Annotated in this window: 21 protein-coding genes and 3 tRNA genes; 13 read left to right on the top strand and 11 right to left on the bottom strand. The window is 51.2% G+C overall.

Features of this window, described 5'->3' with window-relative positions; genetic code table 11:
- Positions 1-35: 35 nt before the first annotated feature.
- Both AB182_RS21930 and AB182_RS21925 read right to left on the bottom strand, forming a co-directional pair.
- Positions 36-509, bottom strand: coding sequence for a threonine/serine exporter (locus tag AB182_RS21930; RefSeq protein WP_047371944.1), 474 nt, complete (start codon positions 507-509; stop codon positions 36-38).
- The gene (locus AB182_RS21925) at positions 500-1,276 is read right to left on the bottom strand and encodes a threonine/serine exporter family protein (RefSeq protein WP_047371943.1); all 777 of its coding nucleotides are present in this window, start codon (positions 1,274-1,276) and stop codon (positions 500-502) included. Before AB182_RS21925 ends, AB182_RS21930 begins: the two co-directional genes overlap by 10 nt.
- Positions 1,277-1,789: 513 nt before the next feature.
- Between AB182_RS21925 and AB182_RS21920 the strand changes: the two genes are divergently transcribed.
- Both AB182_RS21920 and bglJ read left to right on the top strand, forming a co-directional pair.
- Complete coding sequence (locus AB182_RS21920) at positions 1,790-2,524, top strand: helix-turn-helix transcriptional regulator (protein WP_047371942.1); 735 nt, start codon at positions 1,790-1,792, stop codon at positions 2,522-2,524.
- A complete protein-coding gene (gene bglJ / locus AB182_RS21915) occupies positions 2,473-3,150 on the top strand; it encodes a DNA-binding transcriptional activator BglJ (protein WP_380081251.1) in 678 nt (225 codons plus the stop codon). Before AB182_RS21920 ends, bglJ begins: the two co-directional genes overlap by 52 nt.
- 43 nt (positions 3,151-3,193) lie before the next feature.
- On the opposite strand, the gene AB182_RS21910 is transcribed toward bglJ, so the two are convergent.
- The gene (locus AB182_RS21910) at positions 3,194-3,652 is read right to left on the bottom strand and encodes a YbaK/EbsC family protein (RefSeq protein ID WP_047371940.1); all 459 of its coding nucleotides are present in this window, start codon (positions 3,650-3,652) and stop codon (positions 3,194-3,196) included.
- A 337-nt stretch (positions 3,653-3,989) separates the two neighbouring features.
- Here AB182_RS21910 and AB182_RS21905 point away from each other — a divergent pair, with 337 nt between their 5' ends.
- Complete coding sequence (locus AB182_RS21905) at positions 3,990-5,330, top strand: PTS sugar transporter subunit IIC (protein ID WP_047371939.1); 1,341 nt, start codon at positions 3,990-3,992, stop codon at positions 5,328-5,330.
- A gap of 240 nt (positions 5,331-5,570) precedes the next feature.
- Here AB182_RS21905 and fhuF read toward each other — a convergent pair whose 3' ends face one another.
- Both fhuF and AB182_RS21895 read right to left on the bottom strand, forming a co-directional pair.
- On the bottom strand, positions 5,571-6,362 hold the full coding sequence (fhuF, locus tag AB182_RS21900; RefSeq protein WP_047371938.1) for a siderophore-iron reductase FhuF: 792 nt from the start codon (positions 6,360-6,362) through the stop codon (positions 5,571-5,573).
- Between the two features lie 104 nt (positions 6,363-6,466).
- Positions 6,467-7,531, bottom strand: a complete 1,065-nt coding sequence (locus AB182_RS21895; protein ID WP_047371937.1) for a GGDEF domain-containing protein — start codon at positions 7,529-7,531, stop codon at positions 6,467-6,469.
- Between the two features lie 254 nt (positions 7,532-7,785).
- Here AB182_RS21895 and AB182_RS21890 point away from each other — a divergent pair, with 254 nt between their 5' ends.
- Positions 7,786-8,025: a DUF1435 domain-containing protein gene (locus AB182_RS21890; RefSeq protein ID WP_047371936.1), complete on the top strand. Its 240-nt coding sequence runs from the start codon at positions 7,786-7,788 to the stop codon at positions 8,023-8,025.
- A 31-nt stretch (positions 8,026-8,056) separates the two neighbouring features.
- Here the strand turns inward: AB182_RS21890 and AB182_RS21885 are convergent.
- From AB182_RS21885 to rsmC, 4 genes are all read right to left on the bottom strand, one after another.
- Positions 8,057-8,142: transfer RNA gene (locus tag AB182_RS21885), tRNA-Leu, on the bottom strand.
- A 33-nt stretch (positions 8,143-8,175) separates the two neighbouring features.
- Positions 8,176-8,261 (bottom strand) — tRNA-Leu (locus tag AB182_RS21880).
- A 28-nt stretch (positions 8,262-8,289) separates the two neighbouring features.
- A tRNA-Leu gene (locus AB182_RS21875) sits at positions 8,290-8,375 on the bottom strand.
- 167 nt (positions 8,376-8,542) lie between these two features.
- Entirely contained in the window at positions 8,543-9,571 is a 1,029-nt protein-coding gene (gene rsmC, locus AB182_RS21870) for a 16S rRNA (guanine(1207)-N(2))-methyltransferase RsmC (RefSeq protein ID WP_047371935.1), read from the bottom strand.
- A gap of 166 nt (positions 9,572-9,737) precedes the next feature.
- Here rsmC and AB182_RS21865 point away from each other — a divergent pair, with 166 nt between their 5' ends.
- The 8 genes from AB182_RS21865 to AB182_RS21835 all read left to right on the top strand — a co-directional run bounded on the left by AB182_RS21865 (position 9,738) and on the right by AB182_RS21835 (position 16,200).
- Entirely contained in the window at positions 9,738-10,151 is a 414-nt protein-coding gene (locus AB182_RS21865) for a DNA polymerase III subunit psi (protein WP_047371934.1), read from the top strand.
- Positions 10,120-10,560 carry a ribosomal protein S18-alanine N-acetyltransferase gene (gene rimI, locus AB182_RS21860; protein WP_047371933.1) on the top strand — a complete coding sequence of 147 codons (441 nt, stop codon included), beginning with the start codon at positions 10,120-10,122 and terminating at the stop codon, positions 10,558-10,560. The genes AB182_RS21865 and rimI overlap by 32 nt, the downstream gene beginning before the upstream one ends.
- Before the next feature lie 18 nt (positions 10,561-10,578).
- Positions 10,579-11,277, top strand: coding sequence for a pyrimidine 5'-nucleotidase (gene yjjG / locus AB182_RS21855; RefSeq protein WP_047371932.1), 699 nt, complete (start codon positions 10,579-10,581; stop codon positions 11,275-11,277).
- Between the two features lie 70 nt (positions 11,278-11,347).
- Positions 11,348-12,937: a peptide chain release factor 3 gene (prfC, locus tag AB182_RS21850; protein WP_047371931.1), complete on the top strand. Its 1,590-nt coding sequence runs from the start codon at positions 11,348-11,350 to the stop codon at positions 12,935-12,937.
- A 385-nt stretch (positions 12,938-13,322) separates the two neighbouring features.
- A complete protein-coding gene (osmY, locus tag AB182_RS21845; RefSeq protein ID WP_047371930.1) occupies positions 13,323-13,940 on the top strand; it encodes a molecular chaperone OsmY in 618 nt (205 codons plus the stop codon).
- 129 nt (positions 13,941-14,069) lie between these two features.
- Positions 14,070-14,231, top strand: coding sequence for a DUF1328 domain-containing protein (locus tag AB182_RS30970; protein ID WP_007373037.1), 162 nt, complete (start codon positions 14,070-14,072; stop codon positions 14,229-14,231).
- A gap of 116 nt (positions 14,232-14,347) precedes the next feature.
- Positions 14,348-15,424 (top strand): patatin-like phospholipase family protein, encoded by a 1,077-nt coding sequence (locus AB182_RS21840; RefSeq protein ID WP_047371929.1) that lies wholly within the window; start codon positions 14,348-14,350, stop codon positions 15,422-15,424.
- Positions 15,421-16,200, top strand: coding sequence for a metal-dependent hydrolase (locus AB182_RS21835; RefSeq protein WP_047371928.1), 780 nt, complete (start codon positions 15,421-15,423; stop codon positions 16,198-16,200). Before AB182_RS21840 ends, AB182_RS21835 begins: the two co-directional genes overlap by 4 nt.
- 1 nt (position 16,201) lies before the next feature.
- Here AB182_RS21835 and AB182_RS21830 read toward each other — a convergent pair whose 3' ends face one another.
- Complete coding sequence (locus AB182_RS21830; RefSeq protein ID WP_047371927.1) at positions 16,202-17,065, bottom strand: YjjW family glycine radical enzyme activase; 864 nt, start codon at positions 17,063-17,065, stop codon at positions 16,202-16,204.
- Positions 17,037-18,587, bottom strand: coding sequence for a YjjI family glycine radical enzyme (locus AB182_RS21825; protein WP_047371926.1), 1,551 nt, complete (start codon positions 18,585-18,587; stop codon positions 17,037-17,039). The genes AB182_RS21830 and AB182_RS21825 overlap by 29 nt, the downstream gene beginning before the upstream one ends.
- A 252-nt stretch (positions 18,588-18,839) precedes the next feature.
- On the opposite strand from AB182_RS21825, the gene deoC reads away from it, so the two are divergent.
- Positions 18,840-19,619, top strand: a complete 780-nt coding sequence (deoC, locus tag AB182_RS21820) for a deoxyribose-phosphate aldolase (RefSeq protein WP_047371925.1) — start codon at positions 18,840-18,842, stop codon at positions 19,617-19,619.
- The last annotated feature ends 12 nt before the right edge of the window (positions 19,620-19,631 follow it).

The raw sequence follows: 19,631 nt of genomic DNA, 5'->3' as shown, positions 1-19,631 counted from the left end.
GGAATTATCACCATGGCAAAGAAATAACTCAAATTTCACACACGTGGGCGTTTGCGGTAAATCCACAGTCCTGGGATCGACAGGCCGATAGACAGCGCGCCGACAATCGATGACGCTTTGAGAAAATTGGTCAGCAAAAGAATCATCAGATCTTCGTTATACCCGAGATGACTGATCTTCACGGCGGAGATCATCGCGGTATAGGCTGATATCCCGGGAAACATGGGAATCACTGCGGCAACCGTAAAGACTTTGGGATGCGCGAGATACCAGCGTGACCAGCGTATCCCAATACTGCCTACCAACATGGAGGCGATAAATGTCGACCACTCAATGTTAAAGCCCCAATAAACCATGGCGAAGCGCGTACCGTGACCGATTGCGCCCAGCAGTGCACACCAGGGCAGCGCGCGATGCGGGACATTAAACACCATTGCAAAACCCACGGCCGGGATGGCGGCCAGCACCATATCCTGGATCAAATTAAGTAAAAACCAGATTACATCCATCCGCGTAGTCCCCACATGGTCATAGCCAACACAACACCAATACAGGTGGCGAGAGTTAACAGGCTGGCGATAGCCCAGCGAGCGAGGCCTGTATTGATATGGCCTTTAAACATATCTGCGACGGCATTGATCAGCGGGAAGCCGGGGACCAGCAATAAGACACTTGCTGCCATGGCGACCGTGGAGGTATGCAGGAAAACGGGCAACGTGAGCATAAGCCCGGAAATTGTGGTTGCCACGAACGCCGTGATACAAAAATTTATTTGCGGGTGCATATGACGGTTTGCCAGCACCAGTCGGACATACATCGCCACACTGCTGGCGCAGAACGTAATAAATGCGCCATCCCAGCCGCCATTATTCAGCCGACAAAAGCAGGCACAGGACAGGCCAACCATCAGGGTGACCAGCCAGCGCGGGTAACGCAGCGGTTTGACCTGCGAGAAGCGCTTTTCGACATCGTGAGCGTCCAACAGCCGGTGCTCCGCCATGATGACGATATGCTGTACTTCCGTCACCACGTGCATGTTGATGCCGCGATCGCTGTTTTTTCGCGTCGACGTCAGACACTGACCGTCTTTAATGGTCGTCAGCACAATGGCGTTTGATGAGATAGAGCTTTCGACGCTATCCATGCCCAGTGCCAGTCCCAGACGCGTGGATAATTCTTCTACCAGTGCGCTTTCTGCACCGTGTTGCAATAATAAAAGGCCGCACTGGATACACAAACGTGTAATGGCGCGTTGTGTTGACTGGTCTTCTTGCATGATAGCTCTGGTAATGTTGCACAAGGCCCACAAGGCGTGGCGCGAAAAGTAATTTTTAACACAGGAAGCCCTGTATTTGGCGTGGTGATAGATCAAGATCCGTGCAATAAATCACAAAATGGTACGGTTTTGCCGCTTACTGGCAGGATTGTGCGCCCTTACCGCAAGGGAAAGGGAAACCTACGCTGTATGAGAGGCAAAAAGACAGATTCATTTCGTCGGTGTATTTCTTTTAAATAAATATATATTTTATGATTAATTAATTTCTGTTTCTCTTTTTGTCTTTTAAAGAGTACGTACCAGGTATCATTATTGGCCTGTAAGATATATTGACACCCCATTAAGCTGTTTTTATAATCACTAATTGTTACAACCGAATATTGACAAACATTCTCGTCATATTTTCATTTGATATTTATTAATAGGTAGTTTCCGCTGACACGGTGGTTGGCGTTATTAGTAAATATTCACATTACTTATTTTATAAGGCTCGCGAATGGATGCGGAGGTTACATGTTATCGAGAAGCTGTAAATATGGAATAGTTGTCAGCAAAATTCCCGTCATGACTGTTGGTCTGGGGGATATTCTGGAGCGCCATTTCCCCGAATATGAATTAACGTATTGTCGTTCTTTAGAAGAGATAACACTATTACAGTTACGCCGCGCCTCACTGGTCATCGCTGATCTTTCGGGCGAACAGCGTCAGATGCGCAATGCCTGTGAACAATATTATTCCCTTCTTTCTCAATATACTGATATTCATTGGATATTCTTTGTTTCACGTACGATTTATCCCATGGCTGTTGAATTGCTGATGCGTCCTTGTAGCACCTTACTTTCAGACAGAGAACCGGTGGACGGTGTCATAAAGGCTATTCGTGCTGGTGATGAAAGCGCAGAAAGAATTAGTCAGACTTTATTATCAGCAGATTTTTTCGATGCAGATGATGCTGTTAATAAGCTGGAGTCATTAACGCTTTCTGAGCGAAAGGTATTCCGTCTGTTAGGTAAAGGGTGGGGTATTAATCAAATTGCGATGCTGCTTAAAAAAAGCAATAAAACGATTAGCGCGCAAAAAAACAGCGCCATGCGTCGACTGTCATTACGGAGCAACGCGGAAATGTACGCATGGATTAATAGCGCGCAGGGTGCTAAAGAGCTGAATCTTGTGTCGGCGTATGGAGAGCAATCAGAATGGAAATCAGTGCCGGGAAAAAACATGTTGCCATCATCGAGAGATGCATGATGAGTGAGGCTGGTCTGCGCCATTTATTCGCATCGCCAGTCATGAAATCATATCACTTTCATTTTTTTAACAGTCACAAAGCATTTGTCGAAGCGCAGAAAAAGACATTTTTCTTTTCAGTGATTTATTCGCTATCAAGTATGCGAGAACTGCGTCGGGAATGTCTGCTTTGCTTACATGCCTTGTCGCTGACAAATCCAGGCATTCAGCGGATCGTACTGGCGGATGATGACCGTGAAGCACGCCTTGTCAGTCGCCTTTCTCCGTCACGATTGCACGGGGTTTTAAGTAAATCGGCTTCATTGCCCATTTTACTTGGACACATTGGTACTCTGTTGGGGGAGACCCGCCGTGTTAACGAGAACGTGGTTAATCACTGGTATGTCAGCCAAAATCGCACGTTGAGTCCGACCGAGCGCGCCATTTTGCAATGCATGACGCGTGGCCTGTCGATGCCAGAGATCGCTGTACAACTGGAACGTAACATCAAGACTATCCGGGCGCATAAATTTAACGCCATGGCTAAGTTAGGGGTGAATTCTGATGTAGGGCTGCTGAATGCGGCAGATATTTTAACCTGGGTTCCTGCGGCTGCCGCATTGAAAGGACCCCAATCCGCAGCATAGTCAGCGTATTAAGTGCCAGGTTAGCCCCCTGGCACTGTTCCGGTTACTCACAAACATCAATCCATTTTGCGTCCGTTAATTGCGCCATGCGTTCCGGGGAAATACGCACTGCGCTATGGATTGCACCCGCGGCCGGGAGGACTTCTGCGTAGTGTTTCAATGAAACATCACAATAAACGGCCAACGGGTTTTCCAGCCCGAACGGGCAGACACCGCCAACCGGATGACCGGTAAGAGTCACCACTTCATCGCTGCTGAGCATTCTCGCTTTTGCGCCGAAAGTGGACTTTAGCTTTTTATTATCCAGACGGGCATCGCCTTTCGCGACAACGAGCACCACGTCGTTTTTGATTTTGAGAGATAACGTTTTGGCTATCTGACCGGGTTCAACATTATGGGCGGCAGCAGCCAGTGCGACGGTTGCGGTACTTTGGTTGAGCTCGATGATGTCAATATCGGGGGCGTGTTCGGCAAAAAATTGCCTGACAGACTGCAAACTCATTTTCTTCTCCTGAACATAACCTTCAATAATCTGTCACAACCCTGTGAACCCTGTAAATATCTTGTCAAAACAATCCCGTTACCACGCGTTTCACGATCACCTTCACAATCGCGGAAACCGGTTACAGTAACCGGTTGCAGTGTTTTTCATCGGGGTTAATACTGATTTTGTCACTTCCTCTGTCCCGATAATCAATAAGAGCCGTCTATGAAACGTATCCTGCTTCGCTGTAATGCTGGTTCGTTAACCAGCATGGTCTTAAACCCTAAAAATGGATTGCTGCACGGCAGAACATTCGCTGTTGCGCTGAATTATATAGACTGACAGGAGAGCCGCTATGTCTGCCAATCATGCATTGTTTAACGTGATTTTTCGCTTTATCGAAAACTACGTCAGCCCTATAGCCGGGCGAATTTCTTCCCAGCGTCATGTCATGGCTATCCGTGATGGTTTCATTTCTGCCATGCCGTTTATGATAGTCGGTTCATTCCTGCTGGTCTTCGCCTACCCGCCATTTTCGCCGGACACGACGTGGGGCTTCGCGCGTGCGTGGCTCGATCTGGCAAAGCAGTATGAAGGTCGTATTTTGACGCCGTTCGATATGACGATGGGCATTATGTCTATCTACATCTGCGCGGCTATCGCCTATAACCTGGGCAAGCATTATGTGAAGTCACATCAGCTCGATCCCTTTATGTGCGCCATGCTGTCGCTGATGGCCTTTTTACTGGTTGCGGCTCCCAAAACGAATGGTACATTGCCGGTAGATAGCCTTGGAGGAACCGGGATTTTTACCGCGATACTGGTTGCCGTGTACTGTGTGGAGATGATGCGTTTCCTCAAGGCGCACAATATCGGCATCCGCTTGCCTGACCAGGTGCCGCCGATGATTAAAAACTCATTTGACCTGCTGATTCCGGTGCTGGTGGTTGTGCTGACCCTCTATCCGTTGAGCCTCCTTATTCAGTCGCAATTCAATGTATTGATTCCGCAAGCTATTATGGCGCTCTTCAAACCGCTGGTCTCGGCTGCGGATTCGCTGCCTGCGATTTTACTGGCGGTACTGATCGGACATTTACTGTGGTTTGCCGGGATTCATGGGGCGGCGATTGTATCTGGTATGCTGCAAATGTTCTGGCTGACTAACCTTGGGCTGAACCAGACGGCGCTGGCACAGGGTGCGCCGTTGCCGCATATCTTTATGGAGGCCTTCTGGACGTTCTTTATCGTTATTGGCGGGTCCGGTGCGACTATGGGGCTGGTGTTCTGCTATCTGCGCAGTCGCTCGGTGCATTTACGCTCTATCGGTCGTTTAAGCATTGTCCCCAGCATGTTCAATATTAATGAGCCGGTTATTTTTGGTACGCCGATCGTTATGAATCCGGTGTTCTTTATTCCTTTCCTGCTGGCACCGTTAGTTAATGCCATTATTGCCTGGGCGGCGATGAAAATGGATTTGATTGGTCGCGTGATTTCTGTTGTTCCGTGGACCGCTCCTGCACCTATTGGCGGGGCGTGGGCGCTCGGCTGGGATTTCCGTGCCGCGATTCTTGTCGTGATCCTCGCTGTTATCTCCGCCATCATCTACTACCCGTTCTTTAAAGTGTATGAGAAACAGTTACTGGAACAGGAAGCGGAAGAGGCGCAACGCGCAGAAGAAAATCAGCAAGTGGCCTAAATAAATGCAAAAAGGCAACGAAAGTTGCCTTTTTAAGTATTTACTCCCTCTCCCTGTGGGCAGAGGAATCCCCGGTCATATTCCGTTTTACAGCGATAACACCGCCTAATGAGAATAAAACAGTGACAACGATGACAGGGGCCGGCTGAAAATGGATGAGGTGTGACGGCTGACCGGGAGCCACGGTGAGGCATAAAGACGCATCGCTTCACAAGCGTGAGGGTATCTGGTCGCATGACGCTATTTTTTTAGTGTGCAGTCTCCGCACTGCTGAACATCTGGCAAGCGATATCGCTGGCAGCAGGTCCGCCTGACCAGCACGCCATCACGATTGACAACAGTCCGCCACAAAGGGTTGTCGTTGCCGTTTGAGAGCGTTTTCTCGAAGAAACAGAACTGGCGCAGTGCGGCGACACGCTCATCACCCAGAAAAGGCTTCATTTCGCCCAGACACCAGTTAATCAGATAACCCGTATTGCTCCAGATAAGCTTACCGTTGATCTCGCCTGTAGCCTCCAGTGCCGCGACGACGGGGGACATCGCCCGGATGATTAATGCCTCAATGCGCGGGATGTCCCCCTGGGTTGTCAGCGCTGCATCCTGCTCTACATCCATCCAGAAGCAGGCGGCGCGGCCGGTTTCATGAAACTCGACGTGCAGGTGTTCAGGTGAAAGATCGACGGCGATTTTTTGCGTTAATAAGGCCACCAGTAGCGGCGGCACCACCAGGCCGAGGTACCACTGTGCCCATAATGACAACAATGGTTTGCCTTCCTGCGACAGCGTTGGCTGCTTTAGATAGATATGCTTTGCGTAAGTGGTTCGTAGCGACTGCAAACGGTCCGGTCGCGCCCATTGCATCAGGGTTAGCGTCTGTTGTGGCGGAAGCTCGTTCAGCTTGATGAAATCGAGAAGATGAGGGCGCAGACGGGCAAGGATGTCGCGCACATCATTCGCCAGAGTGTCACTCGCAGTGAAGAGCCTCGCCCGACGGATCACAAATTCATTAACGGGTACGCAACGATAAGCCATAGTGTCAGAAAGATAGAAATCTAAATGATAATGATTTCCAATCGTAGCGAGAGGCCAGATCTATAGCAAGATGTTTATCGTAAAGTCAGTCTGGACAGGTCGAATCAGGCGACCTGCAAGTCACTGCTGACGAGAATACTGTTCCGTCCCTGATGTTTCGCTTCGTACAACGCTTTATCTGCTTTATCGAGCGCGTCATCGATGTCGCCATCTTCCAGCGGCGCAATGCCAATACTCACCGTGACGTTGGTCGCTACACTCTCATTAAACATATGCGGGATTTTCAGGTCGTAAACGTGTTGACGAATCCGCTCCGCCGCAAGGCGAGCACGTTCCAGGTCGACACTGTTTAATAAGATCAGAAACTCTTCACCACCAAAGCGGGCGACAATATCTCTGGAGCGCACGGCATTACGAATGGCGGCAGAAACGCGAATTAATGCCTGGTCGCCCATCATATGCCCGTAGTGATCGTTATAAGCTTTGAAGTGGTCGATATCCAGCAGTAACACGAAACGGGTACCGTCATCGAGCGCCAGCAGATTGTCGAGCTTGTTTTGCAGGCCACGCCGGTTGTAGAGCCCCGTGAGCGGATCCAGCATACTTAGATCATTCAGCGTCTTACGCTCTTGCATCAGACGATACATCAGAGCCTGTGAGAAATTATCATTGCGCTTTTGAATCACATGCTGAATAGCAATTCCGATCATGGGGAGTGCAAACGCGTAGATAATCCGCAATGTTATTTCACCGCTGCTTAACCAGAAACACCCCATGAAGGCAGGCGAAGAGTGCAGCATAAATGCAATGATATTATTAGAGAAAGCGAGCGAGCCAATAAATAAAACACTTAATAGGGCGATAAGGAGATAGGTTGAATCATTATCTCTTAATTCCGTGGATTTAATAATGATATGCCATGCCCACATACAGCCAAATAAAAATGAGATCAGCGTTATATTTATTTTCTTTTTTGGAAACTTCCAGTGCCAGAGCAAACCCGCCAGGCTTGACACCAGGATCAGGCATACGGGCAAGGTAAACGCACGCAGATTATAAAGTGGCAGTGCGATAGAAAAAAGGGCTGAGATGGTATTCAGTAACAAAAAGAGTCGCACAGATAAGCGATATTTCTTGTTACAAAGGGATTGCCAGGAGTGTGGTGTCATATTTAAAAAAAGTCGTTATTAATCTGCAATATGAAATTGAACTGGTTGCCAACGTGAAAAATAACGCGAAGAAAGAGTACCGCGAAAAAACGCAATTTTTAAGATTTAATTAAGTGGTGCTTAATTTATCACCTTCGCGAATCCCTGTCACCAGAAGATGCGTAAAGTTCATACCGATTCGCTAAGGTGTGCTGACAGATGAGAAACTTTATCATATGATATTGGTTATCATTATCGTTGTGAGAGTCTAAAGCATGTTGCAACGCACACTGGGGAGTGGATGGGCTATCTTGCTGTCCGGATTAATCGTCGCGATGATGGCCTTTGCGGATCTCTCCGCAGGCACCTGGCGCTCGGTGATTGTCATGGGTTTGTTGCTCACGCCCGCGATGCTTTATCACAAAAGATTACGTCATTTTGTTCTACTGCCGTCAGGGATTGCGCTTGTCGGGGGAATAATGCTGGTAATGCTGAATTTGAAGCTGATGGCGTAATACAGAGGTCATACAGGGGGAATAAGATATTTGGTGCGAGGGGGGGGACTCGAACCCCCACATCCTAAGGACACTAACACCTGAAGCTAGCGCGTCTACCAATTCCGCCACCTTCGCACATCTATCTTAATGGTCTTGATATCGCCTCGTTGGTGCGAGGGGGGGGACTCGAACCCCCACATCCAAAGGACACTAACACCTGAAGCTAGCGCGTCTACCAATTCCGCCACCTTCGCCCGGTGAGAGCAATATCAACGTGGATTATGGTGCGAGGGGGGGGACTCGAACCCCCACATCCAAAGGACACTAACACCTGAAGCTAGCGCGTCTACCAATTCCGCCACCTTCGCATACCATCGATACCCAATAAGTATCGTTACCACGGAGGCGCATTCTAGATGTTTTCCAGGTTTCGTCAATAGTTAATTGCATGTCGATTTTATAACTGCTTTAAAAACCAACACCTGGAATTTGCTGCGGAATTACCCGGTAACGAAATGCCACCGGGGAGCAGATATTAGCGTTTCGCCTGACGAGTCATCACTGTGCGGTAGACTTTAAAACGTCCGGTTTGCGCGATCACTTCGTGGAAACCAAAGGTCTCGTCCAGCACTGCCGGGTAGGGCAGAAAGGCGTTAGCGACGATACGCAACTCGCCGCCGCTGTTCAGATGCCGCACCGCGCCACGGATCAGTGTTTGCGCAGCTTCCAGGCTTGTTTGCAGGCCATCATGGAACGGCGGGTTTGAGATAATCATATCAAAACGGCCGGTCACCTCAGAGAAGACATTGCTGGCAAATACGTCACCTTCAAAGCCATTCGCCGCAAGGGTTGCGCGGCTGGCTTCAATGGCTGGCGCAGAGACATCACACAGGGTGAGCCGTACTTTCGGCGAGTGGCTGGCCAGCACGGCTGCAAGTACGCCAGCGCCACAGCCGACATCCAGCACCTTTCCTTTAGTATGCGGCGTCAGCGTGGAGAGCAATAACTGACTACCGACATCCAGACCGTCACGGCTAAATACGCCCGGCAGCGTTTTAATAGCCAGCCCATCCAGTTGATATTCATCCCAGAATGCCTGAGCATCAAACGTTGGCTGTTTTTCCAGACGTCCATGATAAAGCCCGCAGCGACGCGCACTGTCGACTTTATTCAGCGGCGCAAACTCCGCCAGCATTTGTTCAGCACTGCGAACGCCGCTGCGGTTTTCACCCACTACAAAAATATCCGTGCCAACCGGCAGCAGCGACAGCAGGTTCATTAACTGAAACTGTGCTTCCGGCTTATTCTTCGGCCAGTAATAAATGAGCGTATCGCTCTCGCCAGTGGCAGCCTCGTCAAGGGTCAGCCCGAAAACGGCCTTGTCGCCCATCTGACGGCTGAGTGTCTGCCACTGATGGTATTGTTGTGTCCAGGCGCGGCTTTCAACCAACTCCAGCCTTGCAGGCAGGTCATCCTGTAAATCACCGGCAAAAAGAATGCGGCTCTGTTCGAAATCGTCACTGTGGCGCAGCAAGACTTCACTTGCCGGAGTTAAAGCAGACATGAATGGTTGGTTCCTCATTAAACTTAGGCGGGGATTATACACGTTATCCTCTACGCTGCCTCTTTGTTGGCGGCGACTTTATCCATCAATGCCCCTTATCTACTGGATGGCGAAAATTCGTCGGGTTTGTTATATTTGCGCGCCTGACAGACAGGAGTGTTTCGCTATGACTTCCCGACGCGACTGGCAATTACAGCAACTGGGCATCACCCAGTGGTCCCTGCGCCGTCCGGCGGCGCTGCAAGGGGAAATCGCCATTTCCCTGCCCGCGCACATCCGGTTAGTGATGGTGGCTTCTGATCTTCCCGCACTCACTGAGCCGCTCGTCGGCGATGTACTGCGTGCGCTTGCCGTCAGTCCGGACCAGGTTTTACAGCTCACCCCTGACCGGGTAGAGATGTTACCGCCGGGCAGCACCTGCAACAGCTGGCGGCTGGGCATTGAATCGCCCGTCGCACTCAAGGGGGCGCAGGTAGCAACGCCTGGCCTCAATGAACTACGGGGCAACCCTGCGGCACGCGCCGCGTTATGGCGACAAATTTGCAATTATGAACACGATTTCTTCCCTCACAACGACTGATTTAGCCCGCGCTTACGAGATCGAAACCCGGGCGCACGCGTTTCCCTGGAGTGAGAAGACCTTAGCCAGTAACCAGGGCGAGCGCTACCTTAATTACCGTTTACGGGTGGGTGACGTGATGGCGGCCTTTGCCATTACGCAGGTGGTGCTGGATGAAGCCACCCTCTTTAATATTGCCGTCGATCCCGCCTGGCAACGTCAGGGGCTGGGACGTCAGCTGCTTGAGCATTTGATAGGCGAACTGGAAAAACGTGGCGTGTTGACGCTGTGGCTGGAAGTGCGGGCCTCCAATACCGCCGCCATCGCGTTGTATGAAAGCCTGGGATTTAATGAAGCGACGATTCGCCGTAACTATTACCCCACAGCGCAAGGACGTGAAGACGCCATCATCATGGCGCTGCCACTTTAATAAATGAAAGGTGATGTAATGAAATGGGACTGGATCTTTTTTGACGCCGACGAAACGCTGTTTACTTTTGATTCGTTTGGTGGCCTGCAGCGAATGTTTATGGATTACAGCGTGACATTTACTGCTGAAGATTTTAAAGATTATCAGGCCATTAACAAACCGTTGTGGGTGGAATACCAGAATGGTGCCATCACCGCACTACAATTACAGCATCAGCGCTTCCAGGGATGGGCGGAGCGTCTGCGCGTTGCACCAGGCGATCTGAATAACGCGTTTCTCAATGCGATGGCAGAGATTTGCGCGCCTCTGCCGGGTGCGGTGTCGCTCTTATCGGCATTAAAAGGAAAGGTGAAGCTGGGCATTATTACCAACGGCTTTACCGCGTTACAGCAGACGCGTCTGGAACGTACTGGTTTTCGCGACTACTTTGACTTGCTGGTGATTTCTGAACAGGTCGGCGTGGCTAAGCCCGATCCGCGTATTTTCGATTATGCGCTGGAACAGGCACAAAACCCGGACCGCTCACGGGTGTTGATGGTTGGCGATACCGCTGAATCGGATATCCTGGGTGGCATAAACGCGGGGCTTTCCACCTGCTGGCTGAATGCTAACGGTCGCGCATTGCCCGAGGGAATCAACCCGACCTGGACCGTGACATCGTTAACCGAACTGGAGCAACTCCTGTGTAAACATTCATTGTCTGCACTCAGCCGTTGAGTACAATAGCCGCATTTTTCGAATTTCATAGCGTGGCCGAGGCCGCGCATTTTCACAGAAGAATTTTACTATGACGTTGTCTCCTTATTTACAAGAGGTGTCGAAGCGACGCACGTTCGCCATCATCTCGCACCCCGATGCCGGTAAAACCACGATCACAGAAAAGGTGTTGTTGTTCGGACAGGCTATTCAGACCGCCGGTACGGTTAAAGGCCGGGGCTCTAATCAGCATGCAAAATCTGACTGGATGGAGATGGAAAAGCAGCGTGGTATCTCTATTACCACCTCTGTGATGCAGTTCCCTTACCACCACTGTCTGGTTAACCTGCTTGATACCCCCGGGCACGAAGACTTCTCTGAAGATACCTACCGTACGTTGACGGCGGTTGACTGTTGTCTGATGGTTATCGATGCCGCAAAAGGCGTTGAGGACAGGACCCGCAAGCTGATGGAAGTTACCCGTCTGCGCGATACGCCGATCATCACTTTTATGAACAAACTCGACCGTGACATCCGCGACCCGATGGAATTGCTGGATGAAGTGGAAAACGAGCTGAAAATCGGCTGCGCGCCGATCACCTGGCCGATTGGCTGCGGTAAGTTGTTCAAAGGCGTTTACCACCTTTATAAAGATGAAACCTATCTCTACCAGACCGGCAAAGGCCATACGATCCAGGAAGTACGCATTGTTAAAGGGCTCAATAGCCCGGATCTCGACGTCGCGGTCGGTGAAGATCTGGCTCAGCAGTTACGTGACGAGCTTGAATTAGTGAAAGGTGCCTCTAACGAGTTCGATAAAGAACTGTTCCTGGCAGGTGAAATCACGCCGGTCTTCTTTGGTACCGCACTGGGTAACTTTGGCGTTGATCATATGCTGGATGGCCTGGTGGAATGGGCGCCCGCGCCGATGCCGCGTCAAACAGACACCCGTGAAGTGGAAGCTGCGGAAGAGAAATTCTCCGGCTTCGTCTTTAAAATTCAGGCCAACATGGACCCGAAACACCGCGACCGCGTGGCTTTTCTGCGCGTGGTGTCCGGTAAATATGAAAAGGGCATGAAGCTTCGCCAGGTGCGTCTTGGCAAAGACGTGGTGATTTCTGATGCGTTGACCTTTATGGCAGGCGATCGCTCACACGTTGAAGAGGCTTACCCGGGCGATATCATCGGTCTGCACAACCACGGCACGATTCAGATTGGCGACACCTTCACCCAGGGTGAAATGATGAAGTTCACCGGCATTCCGAACTTCGCACCGGAGCTGTTCCGCCGCATCCGCCTGAAAGATCCACTGAAGCAGAAACAGCTGCTCAAAGGGCTGGTTCAGTTGTCAGAAGAAGGTGCGGTTCAGGTCTTCCGCCCCATCGCTAACAACGATCTGATCGTGGGTGCAGTAGGTGTGCTGCAGTTCGATGTAGTCGTTTCGCGTCTTAAGAGCGAATACAACGTGGAAGCGGTCTATGAGTCCGTTAACGTCGCTACCGCCCGTTGGGTGGAATGCAGCGATGTGAAGAAATTTGAAGAGTTCAAACGTAAAAACGAAGTACAGCTGGCGCTCGATGGCGGCGATAACCTGACGTATATTGCCCCAACGATGGTCAACCTGAACCTGGCGCGTGAGCGTTACCCGGATGTTCAGTTCCACCAGACCCGCGAACACTAATCTTCTCTACGGAGCGCGGCAGACGTCGTGCTCCGTCACTTTACCTGTCTTTTTAGCCTCTTGCGGAAAGTTCTTAAATAGCCGCATTTCCCTCTTCTATGGTTACTTTTTAACCGCTTTCGCAAGCGTTTCTGCGATTGTGTTCTATATTTAACAAAGTAATGACATTCTTGCTGGGTATAAATCCTATTCAATGCGTGTTTAGTGGTTTTTTATCCAGAAAATAATGCATTGCATAATATTAATTACTGACTTAAGTCTAATGAATGAGTGTTATTTACTTAACTCATTGATTTGTCAGACTGGTGATTCACCACAGCAGGAAAAGCGGCCTTCATTGCTGCTTACGGCCCAAATTGTGGGCAAACCAACAGGATATAGATCGATGACGATGACAAGACTGAAGATTTCGAAAACTCTGCTGGCTGTCGTGCTGGGAACAACTCTGGCAAGTGGTTCCGCAATGGCGGCAAACACGACGACCGATAAAGCACAAAACGCGGCCGATAACGCAGGGCAAAAAATCGATAGCTCTATGAATAAAGTCGGTAATTTCATGGATGACAGCGCTATTACGGCGAAAGTCAAAGCTGCGCTGGTCGATCACGAAGATATCAAGAGCACCGATATCTCCGTAAAAACTGAGAAAAAAGTGGTGACGTTAAGTGGCTTCGTTGAAAGCCAGGCACAGGCAGAACAGGCGGTAACTGTCGCGAAAGGGGTAGAAGGCGTTGCGTCAGTCAGCGATAAACTCCATGTTCGTGACGGTAAAAACACGTCTGCGAAAGGCTATGCCGGCGACACCGCGACTACCAGTGAAATCAAAGCAAAATTGCTGGCTGACGACATCGTTCCTTCCCGTAAGGTGAAAGTAGAAACGACCGATGGCGTTGTACAGCTGTCCGGTACCGTAGATTCACAGGCGCAAATTGAGCGGGCCGAAAGTATCGCTAAAGCGGTAGATGGCGTCAAAAGTGTGAAAAACGATCTGAAAGCTAAGTAACGATTCCTGAAATGTGCAATCCCGGCGTTTTGCCGGGAGTAAGTAGAACGCACCTGGGAAAATATCGCCAGTGAGCATCCTGAGCGCTCACATTAGCGGTCGACATTAACTATGGTTAAGGAGAGTCTTATGTTTCGTTGGGGCATTATATTTCTGGTTATCGCGTTAATTGCCGCCGCTCTGGGCTTTGGTGGTCTGGCGGGTACGGCAGCGGGTGCCGCGAAAATTGTCTTTATCGTCGGTATCATTCTGTTCCTCGTCAGCCTGTTTATGGGGCGTAGACGTCCGTAGCGCGAGCTTCACTCTTAAACGAATCATCAAGCCAGTCCTCGTGACTGGCTTTCATTGTTTCTGGGAGGGAAAAATTGCGTTACTTTGTTAATACCTAAAATTAAAAGGAAAGCAGGGTGGGGCAATATATTCCGGTAACGCTTGGTAACATTGCGCCATTAGCGTTAACGCCATTTCGCCCAGGTCGACTCGCTCTGGTGTGTGAGGGAGGCGGTCAGCGGGGCATTTTTACGGCCGGCGTGCTGGATGAGTTCATGCGCGCTGAATTTAACCCTTTTGACCTTTTTCTTGGCACATCCGCCGGGGCGCAAAACCTGTCAGCATACCTGTGCAATCAGCCCGGTTATGCGCGTAAGGTCATCATGCGTTACACCACCGCCCGTGAATTCTTTGATCCCGTGCGTTTCGTGCGCGGCGGCAACCTGATCGATCTGGACTGGCTTATTACTTCCACCTCGAGCCACATGCCACTGGCGATGGACTATGCCGCGCGCGTTTTCGACTCAGGGAAAGCCTTCTATATGTGCGCCTGTCGTCAGGATGACTACACGCCGGAATATTTCTCCCCCGACAGCAGCACCTGGCTGGATATCATTCGCGCATCCAGCGCTATTCCCGGTTTCTACCGCCCGGGCGTTACCCTTAACGGCGTGAATTACCTTGATGGCGGCGTCAGCGATGCGATTCCCGTTCAGGAAGCGGCGAAACGCGGAGCAAAGACCATTGTGGTTATTCGCACCGTACCGTCGCAAATGTATTACACCCCACAATGGTTTAAGCGGATGGAACGATGGCTGGGAGAAAGCAGTTTGCAGCCTTTCGTTAACCTTGTTCAACATCATGAGAAGACCTACTCGGCGACGCAGAAATTTATCGAAGCCCCTCCCGGTAAGTTGCGCATTTTTGAAATCTACCCGCCGAAGCTTCTGCACAGCATGGCGCTGGGAAGCCGTTTACCGGCGTTGCGCGATGATTACAAACTGGGAAGACTGTGCGGGCGTTATTTCCTGGCGACAGTGGGTAAACTGCTGGTAGAAAAACCGCCATTAATTCGCCATGTTCCGCGCGTGGCCACGACATCTGCTACCATCGTGGTGCCGCCAGCAGCCGTCGCCAACGATGCGGTCGATACGCCGCTTGTCAGCGCGGTTCAGGCCAACGATTTGCCCTTTAATAACGAGGATACGGCGTGACGTTCCGCTTTATCGACACTCACTGTCATTTCGATTTCCCCCCTTTTCAGGATGATGAATCGAACAGCATTACCCGCGCCAACGCCGTTGGGGTCGAACGGATTATCGTCCCGGCGGTTGGCGCACAGTACTTCGCTCGCGTTGTCAAACTTGCCCGGGATTATCCGGCGCTTTATGCCGCGCTGGGGCTGCATCCTATCGTCATTGAAGAGCACACACCGACGTGCGTGGAGCGCCTTGAGCAATTACTTGCCACGCGCCCGAAGAAGGTGGTGGCGGTTGGCGAAATTGGTCTGGATCTGTATCGTGACGATCCGCAGTTTGAACGCCAGCAAGAGGTTCTGGACGCGCAGCTTAAGCTGGCAAAACGCTTTGACCTGCCGGTGATCCTGCATTCGCGCCGTACGCACGACAAGCTGGCAATGCATCTTAAACGACACGACCTGCCGCGAACCGGTGTGGTACATGGCTTTGCCGGTAGCCTGCAGCAGGCGGAACGTTTTATCAGCCTGGGGTATAAAATTGGCGTTGGCGGTACCATTACTTACCCGCGAGCCAGCAAGACCCGCGAAGTGATGGCGCAATTGCCGCTAAACGCCCTGTTGCTGGAAACCGACGCCCCGGATATGCCATTAAACGGTTTTCAGGGTCAGCCCAATCGCCCGGAACAGGCGGCACGGGTCTTCGACACGCTTTGCGAGTTACGCCAGGAAGCACCCGATGTGATTGCCCAGGCGCTGTTCGACAATACCCACGCCACCTTTTCTTTAATCTGAGTTACAGATACAACGCCGGCAGACGTACTGTTTTCACGCCCCGGGCAGTAAGCGCCTGCGCCAGCGGTTCCACATCGCCGGCAACGGCGCTACGCCACTGTTGTGCTTCGCCATACACGCCATGAGCATGAAAGGCGTTAATACGCACCGGCACATCCCCTAACTCGCCGATAAAGTCGCTCAGTTCATCAATATGTTGCAGATAATCACACCGGTCGGGGATGAGCAGCAAGCGTAACTCCGTCAGCCGCTGATGCGCCGCCAGAAGACGGATACTGGCCTTTATCTGCGTATTATCACGCCCGGTCAGAAACCGATGATGGTCGCTGCCCCAGGCTTTGAGATCGATCATCGCCCCGTCGCACACGGGCAGCATTTTTTGCCAGCCCGTTTCGCTCAGCAGGCCGTTACTGTCGACCAGACAGGTGAGGTGGCGCAAGTCCGGGCTGGACTTAATCGCCCGAAACAGCGCAACCAGAAACGGCAACTGGGTTGTAGCTTCTCCGCCGCTGACGGTGATGCCTTCGATAAACATGGCCGCTTTGCGTACATGGGCCAGCACCTCTTCCACACTTAGCGTTTGCGCCATCGGCGTGGACTGTTGTGGACAGAGATGCAAACAGGTATCGCACTGCTGGCAGGCGTTGTCATCCCAGTTTACCAGCCCATCAACCAGCGTTAAGGCACCATGCGGGCAGGCGGGAACGCACTGTGCACAGTGGTTGCAGCGTCCTATCGTCCATGGATTGTGACAGTTTTTACAGTGCAAATTACAGCCTTGTAAAAACAGCGCCAGACGACTGCCTGGCCCGTCAACACAGGAGAATGGGATAATTTTACTGACTAAAGCGCATCTGCTGTTCATGGCTGACCACGCGCGGTTGTCTCTCAAGAATGCGGGTATTGCGGGCGGCTTCCTCACCCAGCCAGGTCGTGTTAGTGCGTGACCCCCTGATGCGGAATTTTTCCAGGTCCGACAGGCGAACCATATAACCCGTTACGCGTACCAGATCGTTACCGCTGACGTTGGCAGTAAACTCACGCATGCCGGCTTTGAACGCGCCGAGGCAGAGTTGCATCACGGCCTGCGGATTGCGTTTGACCGTCTCATCGAGGGTTAAAATGTCGCTGATACCCGCTGTGTACCAGGCATGATGCGGGGCCACCGTCAGCAGGTGGGTTATGGGATCGGGCTCATCGCCGTAGGGCAGGCGCGCCCCTGGCGTGGTGTCAGTATCAGAACTTATCCCCGACTGAGCGTGCAACATCGCTCGGTTATTCCAGCCATGTTTTACCGGCGTGTTCGCCACAAATGTCGCAAGTTGTTCGCTGATTCTGTAACCCAGCGTATTGGCTTGCGCATCTTTACCGTAGCGCACACCCAGCCCCGCACGTTCGCAGAGGATATTCACCGCTTCTGCCAGCCCGTACATGCCAAACATCGGTGCAAAACGAGTCGGGTCTATCAGCCCTTCGGCGACCAGGAAGCTATTCTCAAAGAAACCGGATTGCGAATAGAGGAAGTCACAGCGCGCGTCAATGATCGCGATTTGCTGCTGACAGTAGTGGGGAAGCTGGTGGGTAAAGAAATCCTCAATACTCCCGCTGCGTTCGGCAATGGCTTTCAGGTTTAGGCGCACCAGCGTGCTACCACCGCCACTCAGCGGCAGCGAATTGTAACAACTGACGACGCCATAACCACCTTTTGTGAAAATTTTATCATTTTCGGGGCCGTTGGCGATATGTGGCTTACTGCACTCACAGATATTTTTTGCCACCTCAAGCAGTAAATCATCCGGCGTCATATCCGGGTCATAAATAAAGGTCAGATTAGGCGCAACCTGCTTAAGCTCTGCATCCGCACGCAAAATGGCTCGGGTGATCGGCGTATCGGCAGGGCCAATATTGGCATGCATAAACGCATCTGGCAGGGTTCTGTCGAGATAACGCCAGAAACGTTTTATTCGAATATCGATCTCTTCTTGTGTTAGAATTCTAACATATGGTTGCAGTATCGCATCCAGTTGCCCCAAATAGACGGGCATGGAGGTGACTGAAGGAACATGGTGATAAAGGATGGTGAGCATCGATAACGCGTCGTCGAGATCGGTTGCCCCTTCAAGTTCCAGCCATTGCGAGCCATTTGCGAGGAATTTCGCATAATCCGGCAGAACATAGCGTGGTTTGTAGGGCGCATGCCCTTCGAACATATCGCAAATGGTACCCTCATCAAGTGCAGTCCGCGCTTCTTTTGTCAGTGAGGGATAAGGCAGACTGTTCTCGGCCTCAAGCGCCAGAAAGTGGCGTTTTTGTGCGGGAGTCAGGGTATTGCTTGTCGCAATCTGCTGGCAACGAGCCAGGTATGCTGAATCATTTGGCGTGGACATATTCGTTCCTCTTATTCCTTGAGCGTCTGCCCCAGTGTAAGTAACCGAACGGAACCCGCCTTTGATCCATACCCCTAAACATCCGGGTATGTGGCTACGTTAAGGCTAAAAATTTGATGAATGTCTCATTATAGTTTTGCAAGAATGAATGTGGTTTTCATTAACTGTGATGAGTGTCGAAGTGTAATGATGGGTTAATGTTAGAATAATAACAGACCCGTATTTAACCGGCTTAGGCCGACGGAGAGATAAATGACTGATTTAACTGCAAGCAGCCTGCGCGCGTTGAAACTGATGGACCTGACTACCCTGAACGACGACGACACGAACGAAAAAGTGATCGCGTTGTGCCATCAGGCAAAAACCCCGGTGGGTAACACTGCCGCTATCTGTATCTATCCGCGTTTTATCCCGATTGCGCGCAAGACGCTGAAAGAACAGGGCACGCCAGATATCCGCATCGCAACGGTCACTAACTTCCCGCACGGCAACGATGATATTGAGATCGCGCTGGCGGAAACGCGTGCGGCAATTGCTTACGGCGCAGATGAAGTCGATGTGGTATTCCCTTACCGTGCGCTGATTGCAGGCAATGAACAAGTGGGCTTTGATCTGGTTAAGGCCTGTAAAGATGCCTGTGCAGCGGCCAATGTTCTGCTGAAAGTGATTATCGAGACCGGTGAGCTGAAAGAAGAGGCGTTGATTCGCAAAGCCTCTGAAATCTCGATCAAAGCGGGGGCCGATTTTATCAAAACCTCCACTGGTAAAGTGCCAGTGAATGCCACGCCGGAAAGCGCACGCATCATGCTGGAAGTGATTCGCGATATGGGTGTGGCGAAAACCGTCGGTTTCAAACCGGCTGGCGGCGTGCGTTCAGCCGAAGACGCACAGACATTCCTTGCGATTGCCGACGAACTGTTTGGCGCTGACTGGGCGGATTCGCGCCACTATCGCTTTGGCGCGTCCAGCCTGTTGGCGAGCCTGCTCAAAGCTCTGGGTCACGGCGACGGTAAGAGCGCAAGCGGTTACTAATTCATTATCGTA

It is taken from the genome of Phytobacter ursingii, from assembly GCF_001022135.1.
Lineage (GTDB): Bacteria > Pseudomonadota > Gammaproteobacteria > Enterobacterales > Enterobacteriaceae > Phytobacter > Phytobacter ursingii.
Note: the sequence above shows the minus strand (reverse complement) of the source record. Positions and strands in the feature narration are given on the sequence as shown.

Excerpts from the sequence above, each read along its gene's own strand:
- AB182_RS21930 (WP_047371944.1), bottom strand. The coding sequence starts at position 509 with ATGGATGTAATCTGGTTTTTACTTAATTTGATCCAGGATATGGTGCTG.
- AB182_RS21925 (WP_047371943.1), bottom strand. The coding sequence starts at position 1,276 with ATGCAAGAAGACCAGTCAACACAACGCGCCATTACACGTTTGTGTATC.
- AB182_RS21920 (WP_047371942.1), top strand. The coding sequence starts at position 1,790 with ATGTTATCGAGAAGCTGTAAATATGGAATAGTTGTCAGCAAAATTCCC.
- bglJ (WP_380081251.1), top strand. The coding sequence starts at position 2,473 with ATGGAAATCAGTGCCGGGAAAAAACATGTTGCCATCATCGAGAGATGC.
- AB182_RS21910 (WP_047371940.1), bottom strand. The coding sequence starts at position 3,652 with ATGAGTTTGCAGTCTGTCAGGCAATTTTTTGCCGAACACGCCCCCGAT.
- AB182_RS21905 (WP_047371939.1), top strand. The coding sequence starts at position 3,990 with ATGTCTGCCAATCATGCATTGTTTAACGTGATTTTTCGCTTTATCGAA.
- fhuF (WP_047371938.1), bottom strand. The coding sequence starts at position 6,362 with ATGGCTTATCGTTGCGTACCCGTTAATGAATTTGTGATCCGTCGGGCG.
- AB182_RS21895 (WP_047371937.1), bottom strand. The coding sequence starts at position 7,531 with ATGACACCACACTCCTGGCAATCCCTTTGTAACAAGAAATATCGCTTA.
- AB182_RS21890 (WP_047371936.1), top strand. The coding sequence starts at position 7,786 with ATGTTGCAACGCACACTGGGGAGTGGATGGGCTATCTTGCTGTCCGGA.
- rsmC (WP_047371935.1), bottom strand. The coding sequence starts at position 9,571 with ATGTCTGCTTTAACTCCGGCAAGTGAAGTCTTGCTGCGCCACAGTGAC.
- AB182_RS21865 (WP_047371934.1), top strand. The coding sequence starts at position 9,738 with ATGACTTCCCGACGCGACTGGCAATTACAGCAACTGGGCATCACCCAG.
- rimI (WP_047371933.1), top strand. The coding sequence starts at position 10,120 with ATGAACACGATTTCTTCCCTCACAACGACTGATTTAGCCCGCGCTTAC.
- yjjG (WP_047371932.1), top strand. The coding sequence starts at position 10,579 with ATGAAATGGGACTGGATCTTTTTTGACGCCGACGAAACGCTGTTTACT.
- prfC (WP_047371931.1), top strand. The coding sequence starts at position 11,348 with ATGACGTTGTCTCCTTATTTACAAGAGGTGTCGAAGCGACGCACGTTC.
- osmY (WP_047371930.1), top strand. The coding sequence starts at position 13,323 with ATGACGATGACAAGACTGAAGATTTCGAAAACTCTGCTGGCTGTCGTG.
- AB182_RS30970 (WP_007373037.1), top strand. The coding sequence starts at position 14,070 with ATGTTTCGTTGGGGCATTATATTTCTGGTTATCGCGTTAATTGCCGCC.
- AB182_RS21830 (WP_047371927.1), bottom strand. The coding sequence starts at position 17,065 with ATGAACAGCAGATGCGCTTTAGTCAGTAAAATTATCCCATTCTCCTGT.
- AB182_RS21825 (WP_047371926.1), bottom strand. The coding sequence starts at position 18,587 with ATGTCCACGCCAAATGATTCAGCATACCTGGCTCGTTGCCAGCAGATT.
- deoC (WP_047371925.1), top strand. The coding sequence starts at position 18,840 with ATGACTGATTTAACTGCAAGCAGCCTGCGCGCGTTGAAACTGATGGAC.